The sequence below is a fragment of the Variovorax sp. AC103 genome (genome assembly GCF_979254005.1).
The window spans coordinates 22,809-37,258 of the sequence record NZ_CEEDFC010000034.1 but is presented as its reverse complement, the minus strand read 5'-3'; the positions used below and the strand labels follow the sequence as shown (position 1 = coordinate 37,258).

General features: G+C 67.0%; 13 protein-coding genes. 9 read left to right on the top strand and 4 right to left on the bottom strand.

Going from position 1 to position 14,450, the window contains the following annotated elements; all coding sequences use genetic code 11:
• Positions 1 to 12 precede the first annotated feature (12 nt).
• From AC0IYU_RS32610 to AC0IYU_RS32600, 3 genes are read left to right on the top strand one after another with little or no spacing between them, the layout of a single operon-like run.
• The gene (locus tag AC0IYU_RS32610) at positions 13 to 618 is read left to right on the top strand and encodes a hypothetical protein (RefSeq protein WP_472125882.1); all 606 of its coding nucleotides are present in this window, start codon (positions 13 to 15) and stop codon (positions 616 to 618) included.
• Positions 619 to 628: 10 nt separating this feature from the next.
• A complete protein-coding gene (locus AC0IYU_RS32605) occupies positions 629 to 2,308 on the top strand; it encodes an FxLYD domain-containing protein (RefSeq protein ID WP_472125880.1) in 1,680 nt (559 codons plus the stop codon).
• 44 nt (positions 2,309 to 2,352) lie between these two features.
• A complete protein-coding gene (locus AC0IYU_RS32600; protein ID WP_472125877.1) occupies positions 2,353 to 3,342 on the top strand; it encodes an LLM class flavin-dependent oxidoreductase in 990 nt (329 codons plus the stop codon).
• A gap of 3 nt (positions 3,343 to 3,345) precedes the next feature.
• On the opposite strand, the gene AC0IYU_RS32595 is transcribed toward AC0IYU_RS32600, so the two are convergent.
• On the bottom strand, positions 3,346 to 5,004 hold the full coding sequence (locus AC0IYU_RS32595) for a long-chain-fatty-acid--CoA ligase (protein WP_472125875.1): 1,659 nt from the start codon (positions 5,002 to 5,004) through the stop codon (positions 3,346 to 3,348).
• 273 nt (positions 5,005 to 5,277) lie between these two features.
• Here AC0IYU_RS32595 and mnmA point away from each other — a divergent pair, with 273 nt between their 5' ends.
• Positions 5,278 to 6,387: a tRNA 2-thiouridine(34) synthase MnmA gene (mnmA, locus tag AC0IYU_RS32590; protein WP_472125873.1), complete on the top strand. Its 1,110-nt coding sequence runs from the start codon at positions 5,278 to 5,280 to the stop codon at positions 6,385 to 6,387.
• A 12-nt stretch (positions 6,388 to 6,399) separates the two neighbouring features.
• Here mnmA and AC0IYU_RS32585 read toward each other — a convergent pair whose 3' ends face one another.
• The 3 genes from AC0IYU_RS32585 to AC0IYU_RS32575 all read right to left on the bottom strand — a co-directional run bounded on the left by AC0IYU_RS32585 (position 6,400) and on the right by AC0IYU_RS32575 (position 8,181).
• Positions 6,400 to 6,888 carry an NUDIX hydrolase gene (locus AC0IYU_RS32585; RefSeq protein ID WP_472125871.1) on the bottom strand — a complete coding sequence of 163 codons (489 nt, stop codon included), beginning with the start codon at positions 6,886 to 6,888 and terminating at the stop codon, positions 6,400 to 6,402.
• 10 nt (positions 6,889 to 6,898) lie between these two features.
• Entirely contained in the window at positions 6,899 to 7,333 is a 435-nt protein-coding gene (locus tag AC0IYU_RS32580) for a DUF4019 domain-containing protein (RefSeq protein ID WP_472125869.1), read from the bottom strand.
• Between the two features lie 134 nt (positions 7,334 to 7,467).
• Entirely contained in the window at positions 7,468 to 8,181 is a 714-nt protein-coding gene (locus AC0IYU_RS32575; RefSeq protein ID WP_472125917.1) for a response regulator transcription factor, read from the bottom strand.
• A 426-nt stretch (positions 8,182 to 8,607) separates the two neighbouring features.
• On the opposite strand from AC0IYU_RS32575, the gene AC0IYU_RS32570 reads away from it, so the two are divergent.
• The 5 genes from AC0IYU_RS32570 to AC0IYU_RS32550 all read left to right on the top strand — a co-directional run bounded on the left by AC0IYU_RS32570 (position 8,608) and on the right by AC0IYU_RS32550 (position 14,447).
• Positions 8,608 to 9,738 (top strand): Re/Si-specific NAD(P)(+) transhydrogenase subunit alpha, encoded by a 1,131-nt coding sequence (locus AC0IYU_RS32570; RefSeq protein ID WP_472125866.1) that lies wholly within the window; start codon positions 8,608 to 8,610, stop codon positions 9,736 to 9,738.
• A 35-nt stretch (positions 9,739 to 9,773) separates the two neighbouring features.
• Positions 9,774 to 10,106 carry an NAD(P) transhydrogenase subunit alpha part 2 gene (locus tag AC0IYU_RS32565; protein WP_116912477.1) on the top strand — a complete coding sequence of 111 codons (333 nt, stop codon included), beginning with the start codon at positions 9,774 to 9,776 and terminating at the stop codon, positions 10,104 to 10,106.
• Positions 10,103 to 11,602, top strand: coding sequence for an NAD(P)(+) transhydrogenase (Re/Si-specific) subunit beta (locus AC0IYU_RS32560; protein WP_472125864.1), 1,500 nt, complete (start codon positions 10,103 to 10,105; stop codon positions 11,600 to 11,602). The genes AC0IYU_RS32565 and AC0IYU_RS32560 overlap by 4 nt, the downstream gene beginning before the upstream one ends.
• A 98-nt stretch (positions 11,603 to 11,700) precedes the next feature.
• Entirely contained in the window at positions 11,701 to 13,380 is a 1,680-nt protein-coding gene (locus tag AC0IYU_RS32555) for a long-chain-fatty-acid--CoA ligase (RefSeq protein WP_472125862.1), read from the top strand.
• Positions 13,381 to 13,442: 62 nt separating this feature from the next.
• Positions 13,443 to 14,447 (top strand): ABC transporter permease subunit, encoded by a 1,005-nt coding sequence (locus AC0IYU_RS32550; protein WP_472125860.1) that lies wholly within the window; start codon positions 13,443 to 13,445, stop codon positions 14,445 to 14,447.
• Positions 14,448 to 14,450 lie beyond the last annotated feature (3 nt).

Sequence of the window (14,450 nt, the reverse complement as noted above, 5' to 3'; positions counted from 1 at the left end):
GGAGAACACACCTTGGCATCGATCGAACAGGCCCGCGCGGCCCTGGCCCCCCACGGGGCCTTGGCACCGCAGACGGCCGCGGAACATTGGCGCGGCGACATCGAACTGCCGCCGGCCCTCGCCACCTTCTACGAGCAGATCGGCCCGCTCGGCGAGTGGATCAACGAGCGCGTGGGGCACGCGGGCCTCACGGTGCCGACCAGCGGCAACCCCTTCAGCATTCCGCCGCTCGCGCGCCTGTGGCAACTGCAGGCCGGCTATCGCTGGCAGGGCATCACCGGCGAGCGACTGGCCGACTGGCCCGACCACTGGCTGGTGGTGGCCGACCAGGGCGCCGACCCGTTCATCTTCGACCTGCGCACGGGCGCGATCCAGTTCGCGATGCACGGCGCGGGCGCGTGGGAAGACAACGGACCGATGTTTGCCGACATCTTCGAGATGGCCGCGTGCCTGGGCACCATCGGCCAGGTGTGGGACGAGGCGGGCGACGACATCTTCACGGACGAGGACGACTGCGAGGTCGACCCCGTGCATCGTGCGCGCCTGATCGAGCGGCTCACGCCGCTGCTCGGCAGCGCCGGCGCGGCCGAGGACATCGCCGACACCTTCGGCTGGTGAGAAGCGCCGCATGACCATCGACCTCCAGACGCTCAAGTGCGGCGAGTGCGGCAGCAGCGTGCTCCAGCGCACGGGCCTGAACGAATACACCTGCTCGCATTGCGGCTCGGTCACGCTGGTGGAGGACAAGGTGTCCGACCGGCTCGAGCGCGTGCTCGACCAAGTGAAGAACGAGGCCGGCCGCCGGCTCGCGGCCGAAGGGGCGCTGCGGCAGAAGCTGCTGCTGCGCAAGGCCGGCATCACGGTGGCCATCGTGCTGGGCGCGGTGCTGCTGTTCCAGGTTGCGGGCTTGCTCTTCTTCGGTTTGCGCAACGCGCCGGATGACCGGCGGCCAGCCGTCGCGGCCCTGGTCGATCGCACCATCCCGACCGACGGCCTGAAGCTCGACGAACCGCGCCAGGTGCTCGTGGGCAGCGGCAGCTCCGCGCAGCCCAAGCTGCTGGTGGTGGCGCGCAACGACACCGGCAAGCCGCTGTCGCGAGCCAGCGTGCGCGCCGTGTACTACGACGGCGACAGCCGCCTCGACGAGCGCAGCGAGACCCTGCCGATCGCCGTGCTGGAGCCTGGCGAGAGCGCGCCTGCGCTCATCGACATGCCCAGCGGCAAGAACGTCACGCGGCAGGAGTTGCGCGTGCAGAAGCTGAGCGAGCCCTACGACGCGGTGCAGGGGCCGCGCCTGATCTTCGCGCGGGCGCGGCTCGTCCAGCAGGGCGAGCGCGTGCGGCTGGTGGGCCGCGTGGTCAACGACCGCAAGGACGCCACCGCCATCGGCGGCATCGAGGTGCTGGCCACGCTGTACGACGACGCGGGCCAGGTCATCGGCTTCGGCCACGGCTACGGGCAGGCCAACGAGCTGGCGCCCGGCGCGCGGACCTCGGTGGACGTGAGCATCGCGCGCTTCGGCCGCGCGGCGGCCATCGCGGCGTGGGACTACCGCATCGGCTACAGCACGCTCGAGGCCTCCGGGTCGCGCCGGCCGGTGCTGAGCACCGACCGCGTGATTCGCACGGCCGGCGGCCCCGAGGGCTTCAACCCCGACCTGCGCCTGGGCACCGACGACCTGCTGGCCGACGACAGCGAGCGCTTCGATGACAAGCAGCTCGAGCTGCTGCCGCTGGTCGACGGGCGCAACAACATCCAGCAGCGGCTGTTCCTGGGCGAGCTGGTCAACCGCAGCACCGACGCGGTGGTGCTGGCGCCCGGCGGCGTGATCTCGCGCTTCAGCGGCAACAAGTTCCACGGCACCACCAATATCACGGGCCTGGCGTACCTGTACCCGGGCGAGCGGTTCCCGATCTTCCTGGAGCCGGAGGACATGGAGCGCATCACCCAGACGCGCATCGAATGGAAGCCCATGCGCCGCGCCGCGCTGCCGGGTCCGCGCAAGCCCATGGAGGTGAAGGTGACGGGCACCAGGGCCGAGACCGGCAGCGTGCTGCTCAACTTCAGCCAGCGTTTCAGCTACAAGAGCGTGCAGGTGACGGGCAGCGTGAGCAACCCGGGCACCTCCATCGTCGGCAAGGTGCGCCTGTGGGTGAGCCTGCGCGACCGCAACGGGCAGCTCACGGGCTTCAAGCTGGTGGACAACCTGCCGGCCATCGCACCGGGCGAGAGCGTGCCGTTCCAGGTGAACGTGGAGCAGAACGGGCGCGACTTCGCGACCGTGACCACGCTATACCAAACCGAATAGCCCCTCCGGTGACGCCGTCGGGCGGTTCGCGCCATGATCGCCCCATGATTCCGTTATCGATCCTCGACCTTTCCCCGATCACCGAGGGCAGCGACGCCGCGCAGTCGTTCCGCAACTCGCTCTCGCTGGCGCAGCACGGCGAGAAGCTTGGCTACACGCGCTACTGGCTGGCCGAACACCACGGCATGCCGGGCATTGCGAGCGCGGCCACGGCCGTGCTGCTGTCTTACGTGGGGGCGGGCACCTCCACCATCCGCATCGGCGCGGGCGGCGTGATGCTGCCGAACCATTCGCCGCTGGTGATCGCCGAGCAGTTCGGCACGCTGGAGTCGCTGTACCCGGGGCGTGTCGACCTGGGGCTGGGCCGCGCTCCCGGCTCCGACCAGCGCACCGCGCGCGCCCTGCGCCGCAACCTCGAGTCGGACTCTGACCAGTTCCCGCAGGACGTGATCGAGCTGATGGACTTCATGTCGAAGAACCCGCAGCAGGCCGTGAAGGCCGTGCCGGGCGCGGGGCTCGAAGTGCCGGTGTGGATCCTGGGCTCCAGCACCTTCGGCGCGCAGCTGGCGGCGCACCTGGGCCTGCCCTATGCCTTCGCCTCGCACTTCGCGCCGCAGCAGCTCATGCAGGCCATCCAGATCTACCGCGAGACCTTCAAGCCCTCGGCGCAGCTGAGCAAGCCGCACGTGATGCTGGGCTTCAACGTGTTCGCGGCCGACACCGACGCCGAAGCCGAGTTCCGCGCCACCTCGTGGCAGCAGGCCTTCGTGAACCTGCGCAGCGGCCGACCGGGGCGCCTGCCGCCACCGGTGGAAAACTACCGCCAGAAGGTCGGGCCGTCGGAGAACGCGCTGCTCGACTCGGTGCTGTCGTGCTCCGCCGTCGGCTCGGTCGAGACGGTGAAGCAGGGCGTGGAAGCGTTCGTCGCGCGCACCGGCGCCGACGAACTCATGATCACCTCGCAGGTGTTCGACCATGCCGCCCGGCTGCGCTCCTACGAGCTGCTGGCCAAGGCGTTCGGGCAGGCGAAGTAAAGGCTACGCCCGCTTGCGGGCTTCCTCGTCCACGAGGTCCTTCTTCGAGAGCTTGCCCACGGCCGTCTTGGGCAGCTCGGCGCGAATCTCGAGCGCGCCGATCATCTCGTGCTTGCCCAGGCGGTCCTTCAGGAAGCTCTTGAGCGCGTCGAGCGTCAGCTCGGGTGCGCCTTCCTTCAGCTTCACGAAGGCCTTGGGCGACTGGCCGCGGTACGCGTCGGGAATGCCGATCACGCAGACCTCGGCCACCGCCGGGTGCTCGTACACCGCTTCCTCGAGCACGCGCGGGTACACGTTGTAGCCGCCGCACAGCAGCATGTCCTTGGTGCGGTCGACGATGTAGAGGTAGCCGTCGGCGTCCATCCTGGCGACGTCGCCGCTGCGGAAGTAGCCGTCGGGGGTCATCGACTCGGCCGTGGCCTTTGGGTTGTTCCAGTAGCCCTTCATCACGTTCGGGCCCTGGATGCACAGCTCGCCCGGCTCGCCGAAGGTGGCGACGTCCTTCGCCGGATCGTCCAGGCTCACGAGCTTGATGCGCACCCGCGGCAGCGGCATGCCGCACGAGCCCGCCTTGCGCACCCCGCGCGCGGGCGTGAAGGTGCCCACGGGCGAGGTCTCGGTCATGCCCCAGCCTTCGTTGAGGTGGCAGCCGGTCAGTTCGAAGAAGCGCTGCTCCACTTCCACCGGCAGCGGCGCGCCGCCCGAGCCGCAGAACTTGAGCGAGCGCAGGTCCATTTCCCTGGCCTTGGGGTGCGACAGGATGGCGGTGTACATCGTCGGCACGCCGGGGAACACGCTGATCCTGCTGGCGGCGAGCTCGTTCATCACCGCGTCGACGTCGAAGCGCGTGTGCAGCACCAGCGCCGCGCCCAGGCGCACGCCCAGCAGCATCGCGGCGCTCAGCGCAAAGATGTGGAACAGCGGCAGCACGACCAGGAAGCGCTCCTTGCCTTCGTCGAGGATGGGCGGGTCGCCCTTGGTCGACTCGAAGTACTGCGCGCAGGCCGACGTCAGGTTGGCGTGCGTGAGCATCGCGCCCTTGGGCAGGCCGGTGGTGCCGCCGGTGTACTGCAGCACCACGATCTCTTCGGCCAGGTCGCCGAGCGGGTACGTCCGGTGCGCGCCTTCGCTTTTCAGCAGGTCGGTGAAGCGCACGTGGCGGTCGTCCACGGGCACGGTCGCGACCTGGCCGGCGGCCTGCAACTGGGCCTGTACCTTGTCGCCGGCCGCGCCGTAGTCGCCGAGGCTGCCGACCACCAGCGTCTTCAGGCGCGAATGGTCGAGGAGCCGCGCCATCAGCGGGTACAGGTTGACCAGGTCCAGCGTGACCAGGATGTCGGTGCGGCTGTCCTCGATCTTGTGGGCCAGCACGCGCTCGGCGTCGAGCGGCGAGTAGTTCACCACCGTGCCGCCGGCCTTGAGCACGGCGAAGAAGGCGATCGGGTAGTGCGGCGTGTTGGGCAGGTAGAGGCCCACGTGCACGCCGGGCTTCACCCCCAGGTCCTGCAGGCCCTTGGCGGCGCGGTCGACCGCCGCGCCCAACTCGCGGTAGCTGAGGGACTGGCCCATGAACTCGACCGCGGAATGGTCGGGCCAGCGCGCGACGGCCTCGTCGAGCATCTGCTGCACGGGCATGACGGGCAGATCTGCGTCCCAGCGCATGCCGGGTGGGTAGGCGTGTATCCAGGGAGTGTCGCCGCGGGGGGAAGCAGACGAAGCTGGTGAAACTGGTGAAACCGGGACGGGGGTGGCCATGCGTGATGTCTCCGCGATGCTGTTGCAAAGTGCGCGGGCGGATCTGTGCCGCCCTTCGAGGGCACTGTAGCGCCGGGTCTTTGTGCGGTGGCGGCCGGCCTGACAAGCCGGCGACACGGGTTTTCCCGATTTCCCACACGCGGGGAGCCCCTACCGCGAGGCTGGGACAATGGCGCCCTTATGGCAAAGCAACGGATCGTGGTGGGACTGAGCGGCGGAGTGGACTCCGCGGTCACGGCGCACCTGCTCAAGCAGCAGGGGCACGAGGTGATCGGCATCTTCATGAAGAACTGGGAAGACGACGACAGCGAATACTGCTCGTCGAACATCGACTTCGTGGACGCCGCCAGCGTGGCCGACGTGCTGGGCATCGAGATCGAACACGTCAACTTCGCCGCCGACTACAAGGACCGCGTGTTTGCCGAGTTCCTGCGCGAGTACAAGGCCGGCCGCACGCCCAACCCCGACGTGCTGTGCAACGCCGAGATCAAGTTCAAGGCCTTCCTCGACCACGCCATGCGCCTGGGCGCCGAGAAGATCGCCACCGGGCACTACGCGCGCGTGCGCCTGAACGGCGCCACGGGCCGGCACGAGCTGCTCAAGGGGCTGGACCCGTCGAAGGACCAGAGCTACTTCCTGCATCGCCTGAACCAGGCGCAGCTGTCGAAGACGCTGTTTCCTGTGGGCGAACTGCACAAGACCGAGGTGCGCCGCATCGCCGAAGACATCGGCCTGCCCAACGCGAAGAAGAAGGACTCGACCGGCATCTGCTTCATCGGCGAGCGGCCGTTCCGCGACTTCCTGAACCGCTACATCTCCAAGGAACCGGGCCCGATCCGGGACGACCGGGGCCGCAAGCTGGGCGAGCACCAGGGGCTGAGCTTCTACACGCTGGGCCAGCGCCAGGGGCTGGGCATCGGCGGCGTGAAGGAAAAGGGCGCGCAGCGCGGCTCGGGCGACCATTCGCCATGGTTCGTGGCGCGCAAGGACGTCGAGAAAAACACGCTGTGGGTGGTGCAGGGGCACGACCATCCGTGGCTGCTGTCGTCGGCGCTGAAGGCGGACGATGCGAGCTGGGTGGCGGGCGAGGCGCCCGCGCCCGGCGAGTACGGATCGAAGGCGCGCTACCGTCAGGCGGATGCAGCCTGCGAGATGGGGGCGGGGGAGGCGGGCGGTGCGGGGCCCGCATTCAGCCTGCGTTTCGGCGCCCCGCAATGGGCGGTGACGCCAGGGCAGTCCGCCGTGCTGTACGACGGCGAACGCTGCCTCGGCGGCGGCGTCATCGTTTGAAGGCCGTCTGATTCAGGGCACGGACCGCACCGATGCGTCGAGCTGGACGACGTCGAGCGGATACCGTTTGCCGGCCAGGTAGTCCTCGATGCACTGAAGCAGCAGCGGGCTGCGGTGTCGCGCCGTGCTCGCGCGGATCTCGTCCAGCGTCATCCACAGGGTGCGCACGATGCCATCGTCGAGCGCACGGCCCTCGTCGAACGCACCCAGCGTGCCGGTGAAGGCGAAGCGCATGTAGGTGATGTCTTCACTGCGCTCGGCCAGCGGCCGCGATCGCGCCATGTAGATGCCGATGAGTGCGGTCGGCATGAAATGGTGGGCGGTTTCTTCGAGCGTCTCGCGCGCGCAGCCCTCGGCAGGCGATTCGCCCGGGTCCAGATGCCCGGCGGGCGTGTTGAGCCGGAGGCCGTCGCCTGCGTGCTCCTCGACGAGCAGGAAGCGCCCGTCGCGTTCGATCACCGCAGCCACGGTGACGTTGGGTTTCCAGCGGGGTTTGGCCATGGCCCCGGTTTTATCTCAACGCGTAGCCGCTGAAGCGCCAGATGCGGTCGCTGTCGAGGTGAAAGCTCACGAGCTCGCGCACCGTGCCCTCTGGTTTGTTGGCGAAGCGGGTTTCGTATTCGATGCTGATGTATTGGCCCGCCAGGTCGACATCGGGGTCCGTGAGGACCTGCCGGTTGATCGTGACCCAGGTGCGCATCCGGGGGGCGCCGAGCGCGGCACGGCTTTTGGCGGTCTGGCTCAGGAAGTCGGCGCGGGTACCGCGTTTGCGGGCGGCTGGCGTGGCGCCGTCCCACAGTTCACCGGCCTTGCCCTGGTCGATCATCTGGATGGCCTGCATGCCACCACGCACCATGTCGCTGGCCTCGACATCCTGGGCGGCTGCGGGGCCGAACAGGCTCCAGAGCAGCGGGGCGGCAAGCAGCAGCCGGATCATCGGTTTCATTTGTCTCTTTCGTGGGGTGGGGGCAGGCCGGAGCCCGGGGCCTCGCGATGCCGACACCGTTGGAGACTGTAGAGCGCGAGAGATTCCCCCGGAAGCGGCGAGGTGCCGCCCTGGGGCTTGAACGGACGCGGTGTCTAGCGCGGTGCGATGCTCGGCAAGGTGCTTTCATCGACGGCTTCCAGCCGGTATCCGAGGCCGTAGATGGCCAGCAGAAGGAAGCCGTTGGCCGGACGCAGGTCGAGCTTGGTTCGCAGGCGCGAGACATGCGTGTCCAGCGAGCGCGACAGCGCCTCGACGCCCAGCCCCCAGACGGCCTCGTGCAGGTGCGCCCGGGAGAGCAGCCGGCCGAGGTTCTGGAACAGGAACAGCGCGAGTTCGTACTCGCGGTTCTTCAGTTCGACCTGCTTGCCCCGAAACTTCAGCACGCGCGAAGGCGGATAGAAGTGATAGGGGCCGAAAACCAGCTCGGCCTCGTGGCGCGCCGGGTAGGAGCGGCGCAGCAGCGCATTGATGCGGGCCTCGAGTTCGCCGGCGCGAACGGGCTTGGCCATGAAATCGTCGGCGCCGGCATTGAGGCCCTCGACCATGTCGGCCTCGTCGCAGCGGTCGGTCACGAAAAGAATGGGGAGCCGGCTCTTGAGGTCGCGGCGGATGGTTTTCACCACGTCGGGGCCGGGCATGTCCGGCAGGCCCCAGTCGAGTATCAGGAAGTCGTAAGTCTGGCGGCGCAAGGCCTGCAGCAGTTTTCGCCCTTCCGCGAACAGATGGCACTCGTGTCCGAGTGTTGCCATGATTTGATGAATCAGCGCGAGTTGATCCGGGCCATCGTCGAGTACAGCGATACGCATTTCATCCCTCTTCTTCCTCCCTTCGCCAGTCTCCATGAACAGGCGATTTGATTCGAAGTGTATCTATCTGCGACCGGGCCAGATTTTCAGGATTGCAACTACTGCACGCAAATGAAGAATTTAAAAAGTGTGCTCGAAGCAATTGACAACAGTTGCATACAAATGGAGTTTGCAATTGAGGTTCGGATCGGGTCATCCGATCGGTGGCTTGGCGTTTTGGCGGTTTTCGGATCCAACGATGCATCGCCTCTGTCACACGGGCTGCCGAACCGCTGTATTTGCTATTAATTAAATAGCATGCTTCGCAGCATCCACCGGCGCTGGCAGCGCGATTCGGCACAGCGTTCAGGCGACACCGCGCGCCTGTAATCTTGCTGTAAGCTCTGCGCGCGTTCCGTGTGCCCCCCTTGTTTCGAGGAGATCTCTATGCTGATAGGCGTGCCTGCCGAGACACTGGTTGGCGAAACCCGAGTGGCCGTTACACCCGAGACCGTGAAGAAGCTGGTCGCCTCGGGACATGCGGTGCGTGTACAGGCGGGGGCCGGCATTGCCGCCAGCGTCACCGATGCCGCCTACCAGGCCGCCGGCGCGGAGATCACCGATCGAACAGGTGCCTTCTCCGCCGACATGGTGCTCAAGGTGCGCACGCCGACCGACGCCGAGACCCCGCTGCTGAAAAGCGGCGCTGTCGTCATCGGCATGCTCAACCCCTTCGACGCGGCCGGCCTGCAGCGCCTGGCATCGGCCGGCGTCACCGGCTTCGCCCTCGAAGCCGCGCCGCGCACCACCCGCGCCCAGAGCATGGACGTGCTTTCGTCGCAGGCCAACATCGCCGGCTACAAGGCCGTGATGATCGCGGCGGACAAGTACCAGCGCTTCTTCCCGATGCTCATGACCGCCGCCGGCACCGTGAAGGCCGCGCGTGTCGTCATCCTGGGCGTGGGCGTGGCGGGCCTGCAGGCCATTGCCACGGCCAAGCGCCTGGGGGCAGTCATCGAAGCCTCCGACGTGCGCCCGAGCGTCAAGGAGCAGATCGAGTCGCTCGGCGGCAAGTTCATCGAGGTCTCCTACGACACCGATGAAGAAAAAGAAGCTGCCGTCGGCGTGGGCGGCTACGCCAAGCCCATGCCCGCGAGCTGGCTGGCGCGCCAGCAGGTCGAGGTGGCCAAGCGCGTGGCGCTGGCCGACATCGTCATCAGCACCGCGCTCATTCCCGGGCGCGCCGCGCCCACGCTCATCACCGAGGACATGGTCAAGGCCATGAAGCCCGGTTCGGTGATCGTCGACATCGCCGCCGGCAAGGGCGCGGACGGCGTGGGCGGCAATTGCCCGCTCTCCGAAGCCGACAAGACGGTGGTCAAGCACGGCGTGACCATCGTGGGCGAGACCAACCTCGCCGCGCTGGTGGCGGCCGATGCCTCGGCGCTCTATGCGCGCAACGTGCTCGACTTCCTCAAGCTGATCGTCACCAAGGAAGGTGCGCTGAAGATCGACCTCGAGGACGACATCGTCGCTGCCTGTCGCATGACGCAGGACGGCCAGGTCACCAGGAAGTAAGCGCTCAAACAAGCGATCACGCGAGGAGAAGAACCATGGATCCCGTTTCCCATACCGTCATCAACCTGATCATCTTCGTGCTGGCCATCTACGTGGGCTACCACGTGGTGTGGACCGTCACGCCCGCGCTGCACACGCCGCTGATGGCCGTGACCAACGCCATCTCGGCCATCGTCATCGTGGGCGCCATGCTCGCGGCCGCGCTCACCACCACGCCGCTGGGCAAGACCATGGGCGTGCTGGCCGTGGCGCTGGCCGCGGTGAACGTCTTCGGCGGCTTCCTGGTCACCCGGCGCATGCTGGAGATGTTCAAGAAGAAAGAAAAGAAGACTGCCGCACCGAAGGCTGAAGAGGGAGCTTCCAAGTGAGCATGAACCTCGTCACGCTGCTGTACCTGGTGGCCAGCGTCTGCTTCATCCAGGCCCTGAAGGGCCTGAGCCATCCCACCACGTCCATCCGCGGCAACGTCTTCGGCATGACCGGCATGGCGATCGCCGTGCTGACGACCATCGCATTGATCCACGGGCAGGCACGCTCGCTGAACGTCGACTTCGGCACCGGCATCGCCTACGTGCTGGCGGCGGTGGTGGTCGGCGGCGGCCTGGGCGCCTTCATGGCGAACAAGGTCGAGATGACCAAGATGCCCGAGCTGGTCGCCTTCATGCACAGCATGATCGGCCTGGCGGCGGTGTTCATCGGCGTGGCCGCCGTGGCCGAGCCCTGGGCCTTCGGCATCACGGCCGCACCCGTGGCCGCGATCATCGGCGCGAACACGCCCGACGGCGCCGTGCTGCTCGACGGCTTCGTGCGCTACGCCATTCCCTACGGCAACCGGCTCGAATTGTTCCTGGGCGCGGCCATCGGCGCCGTCACCTTCAGCGGCTCGGTCATCGCCTTCGGCAAGCTCAGCGGCAAGTACAAGTTCCGGCTGTTCCAGGGCGCGCCCGTGCAGTTCAAGGGCCAGCACATGCTCAACCTGGTGCTGGGCCTCCTGACCGTGGCACTTGGCCTGCTGTTCGTGGCCACCGAGAGCTGGACGGCGTTCTTCGCGATGCTGGCGCTGGCCTTCGTGATGGGCGTGCTCATCATCATCCCCATCGGCGGGGCCGACATGCCGGTGGTGGTGTCGATGCTCAACAGCTATTCGGGCTGGGCGGCCGCGGGCATCGGCTTCAGCCTGAACAACGCGATGCTGATCGTGGCGGGCAGCCTGGTGGGCAGCTCGGGCGCGATCCTGAGCTACATCATGTGCAAGGCCATGAACCGCTCGTTCTTCAACGTGATCCTGGGCGGCTTCGGCGGCGAGGCGGCCACGACCGGCGGTGCGGCCAAGGAGCAGCGCCCCGTGAAGACCGGCAGCGCCGACGACGCGGCCTTCGTGCTCGGCAACGCCGAGACGGTGGTGATCGTGCCGGGCTACGGCCTGGCGGTGGCACGCGCGCAGCATGCGGTGAAGGAGCTTGCGGCCAAGCTCACCGAGAAGGGCATCATCGTGAAGTACGCCATCCATCCGGTGGCGGGCCGCATGCCCGGGCACATGAACGTGCTGCTGGCCGAGGCCGAGGTGCCGTACGACCAGGTCTTCGAGATGGAAGACATCAACGGCGAATTCGGCCAGGTCGACGTGGCGATCATCCTGGGCGCCAACGACGTGGTGAACCCGGCCGCGCACACCAAGGGCAGCCCGATCTACGGCATGCCCATCCTGGAGGCCTACAAGGCCAAGACCGTCATCGTCAACAAGCGCTCCATGGCCGCCGGTTATGCCGGCCTGGACAACGAGCTCTTCTACATGGACAAGACCATGATGGTCTTTGGCGATGCTAAAAAAGTAGTGGAAGATATGGGCAAGGCCATCGAATAGGCCGAAGGTCCACGCCCGCCACGCGGGCGAGTCTTCGCGGCGCCACCTCGTGCGCCGTTTTCGTTTTCAACTGTCCGACTCCGGAGGAGACAACCCCAATGACCGACCGTCCCTGGCTCAGCAGCTACCCACAGGGTGTGCCCGCAGATATCGATGCCTCGCAGTACCCCTCGCTGGTCGCGCTCATGGAAGAGAGCTTCAAGAAGTACGCCGACCGCACGGCCTACAGCTTCATGGGCAAGGACATCAGCTACGCCGAGACGGACAAGCAGAGCAGGGCCTTCGCGGCCTACCTGCAGGGACTGGGCCTCGCCAAGGGCGACCGCGTCGCCGCGATGATGCCCAACTGCCCGCAGTACCCCATTGCGGTGGCGGCCATCCTGCGCGCGGGCCTGATCCTGGTCAACGTGAACCCGCTGTACACGCCGCGCGAGCTCGAGCACCAGCTCAAGGACTCGGGCGCGAAGGCGATCGTCATCATGGAGAACTTCGGCACCACGTTGCAGCAATGCATTGCGGCCACGCCGATCAAGCACATCGTGCTGGCCTCGATGGGCGACCGCCTCGGCTTCCTGAAGGGCGCGATCGTCAACTACGTGGTGCGCAACGTGAAGAAGCTGGTGCCGCAGTTCAGCCTGCCGGGCGCGGTGCGCTTCAACGACGCGCTCGACAAGGGCGCGAGTGCGTCGCCCAAGCCGGTGGCCATCGGCCCTGACGACGTGGCGGTGCTGCAGTACACCGGCGGCACCACGGGTGTGTCCAAGGGCGCCGTGCTGCTGCATCGCAACGTGATCGCCAACGTGCTGCAGTCCGAGGCGTGGAACGAGCCGGCCATGAACAAGGTGCCGGCCGGCGAGCAGCCCACCAGCGTGTGCGCGCTGCCGCTGTATCACATCTTCGCGTTCACGGTCGGCATGATGCTGAACATGCGCACGGGCGGCAAGCTGATCCTCATCCCGAATCCGCGCGACCTCGCGGGCGTGCTGAAGGAACTGTCGAAGCACACCATCCACAGCTTCCCTGCCGTCAACACGCTGTTCAACGGGCTGGCGAACCACCCCGACTTCAACACCGTCAACTGGAAGAACCTCAAGATCTCGGTGGGCGGCGGCATGGCGGTGCAGTCCGCGGTCGCCAAGCTCTGGCTCGAGAAGACCGGGTGCTCCATTTGCGAAGGCTACGGCCTGTCCGAGACCTCGCCCTCGACCACCTGCAACCCGACCAACAGCACGGCCTACACCGGCACCATCGGCCTGCCGCTGCCCAACACCTGGCTCAAGCTGCTCGACGACGAGGGCAACGAGGTGCCGGCCGGCGAGCGCGGCGAGATCGCCATCAAGGGCCCGCAGGTCATGGCCGGCTACTGGCAGCGCCCCGACGAGACGGCCAAGGTCATGACGCCCGACGGCTACTTCAAGAGCGGCGACATCGGCGTGGTCGACGAGCGCGGCTACTTCAAGGTGGTCGACCGCAAGAAGGACATGATCCTGGTGTCGGGCTTCAACGTATACCCGAACGAGATCGAGGACGTGGTCGCACTGATTCCGGGCGTGCTCGAATGCGCCGCGGTCGGTGTGCCCGACGAGAAGACCGGCGAGGGCGTGAAGCTCGTCATCGTCAAGAAAGACCCCTCGCTCACCGAAGCGCAGGTGCGCGAATACTGCAGAGCAAACCTTACGGGTTACAAGCAGCCGCGAATTGTGGAGTTTCGTACCGACATGCCGAAGACGCCGGTCGGCAAGATCCTTCGCCGCGAGCTGCGCGACACCAAGAAGTAGCCTTGGGCTAAGGGTTCGGCCCGGGTAGGGCTGCGGCATCGATCTTGCATATTCGCGGGTCGATGCTTCGATTCCTCCTGACCCGTGTGAGCCTGCTGGTGCCGACCTTCATCGGCATGACGCTGCTCGCCTTCTTTCTCATCCGGCTGGTGCCGGGCGACCCCATCGAGACGATGGCCGGCGAGCGCGGCATCGACCCCGAGCGCCATGCCCAGCTGCGCGCGGCCTACGGCTTCGACAAGCCCGTGATCGTGCAGTACGGCATCTATATCGGCCGCGTGCTGCATGGCGACCTGGGCAAGTCGATCATCACGCAGGACACGGTGATGAGCGAGTTCCTCGCGCTGTTCCCGGCCACCATGGAACTCGCGGTGTGCGCCATTCTTTTCGCGCTGCTGCTGGGACTGCCCGCGGGCATTCTTGCCGCGGTGCGGCGCAACTCCATCTTCGACCACGGCGTGATGGCGACGTCGCTCACCGGCTACTCGATGCCCATCTTCTGGTGGGGGTTGCTGCTCATCCTGTTCTTCTCGGTGCAGCTCGGATGGACGCCGGTGTCGGGCCGCATCGCGGTGCAGTACTTCATCGAGCCCGAGACCGGCTTCCTGCTCATCGACTCGCTGCGCGCCGGCGACACCGACGCTTTCTGGTCGGCGCTGCACCACCTCATTCTTCCGGCCATCGTGCTGGGCACCGTGCCGCTCGCGGTGATAGCGCGCATGACGCGCTCGGCCATGCTCGAGGTGCTGGGCGAGGACTACATCCGCACCGCGCGCGCCAAGGGCCTGTCGCGCTTTCGGGTGGTGGGGCTGCATGCGCTGCGCAACGCGCTGATTCCGGTGGTCACCGTCATCGGGCTGCAGGTGGGCGTGCTGTTCACGGGTGCGATCCTCACCGAGACCATCTTCTCCTGGCCCGGTGTCGGCAAGTGGCTCATCGAAGCCATCGGCCGGCGCGACTACCCGGTGCTGCAGGGCGGCATGCTGCTGCTGGGCGGCCTCGTGATGCTCGTTAACCTGCTGGTGGACGTGGCCTACGGCGTCATCAACCCGCGCATCGGGCACTGAGCT

What these genes read in the sequence shown, in the direction of transcription:
- AC0IYU_RS32565 (WP_116912477.1), top strand. Translation starts at nt 9,774, where the DNA reads ATGGATCCCGTTTCCCATACCGTCATCAACCTGATCATCTTCGTGCTG.
- AC0IYU_RS32605 (WP_472125880.1), top strand. Translation starts at nt 629, where the DNA reads ATGACCATCGACCTCCAGACGCTCAAGTGCGGCGAGTGCGGCAGCAGC.
- AC0IYU_RS32550 (WP_472125860.1), top strand. Translation starts at nt 13,443, where the DNA reads ATGCTTCGATTCCTCCTGACCCGTGTGAGCCTGCTGGTGCCGACCTTC.
- AC0IYU_RS32570 (WP_472125866.1), top strand. Translation starts at nt 8,608, where the DNA reads ATGCTGATAGGCGTGCCTGCCGAGACACTGGTTGGCGAAACCCGAGTG.
- AC0IYU_RS32580 (WP_472125869.1), bottom strand. Translation starts at nt 7,333, where the DNA reads ATGAAACCGATGATCCGGCTGCTGCTTGCCGCCCCGCTGCTCTGGAGC.
- AC0IYU_RS32600 (WP_472125877.1), top strand. Translation starts at nt 2,353, where the DNA reads ATGATTCCGTTATCGATCCTCGACCTTTCCCCGATCACCGAGGGCAGC.
- mnmA (WP_472125873.1), top strand. Translation starts at nt 5,278, where the DNA reads ATGGCAAAGCAACGGATCGTGGTGGGACTGAGCGGCGGAGTGGACTCC.
- AC0IYU_RS32585 (WP_472125871.1), bottom strand. Translation starts at nt 6,888, where the DNA reads ATGGCCAAACCCCGCTGGAAACCCAACGTCACCGTGGCTGCGGTGATC.
- AC0IYU_RS32575 (WP_472125917.1), bottom strand. Translation starts at nt 8,181, where the DNA reads ATGCGTATCGCTGTACTCGACGATGGCCCGGATCAACTCGCGCTGATT.
- AC0IYU_RS32555 (WP_472125862.1), top strand. Translation starts at nt 11,701, where the DNA reads ATGACCGACCGTCCCTGGCTCAGCAGCTACCCACAGGGTGTGCCCGCA.
- AC0IYU_RS32595 (WP_472125875.1), bottom strand. Translation starts at nt 5,004, where the DNA reads ATGCGCTGGGACGCAGATCTGCCCGTCATGCCCGTGCAGCAGATGCTC.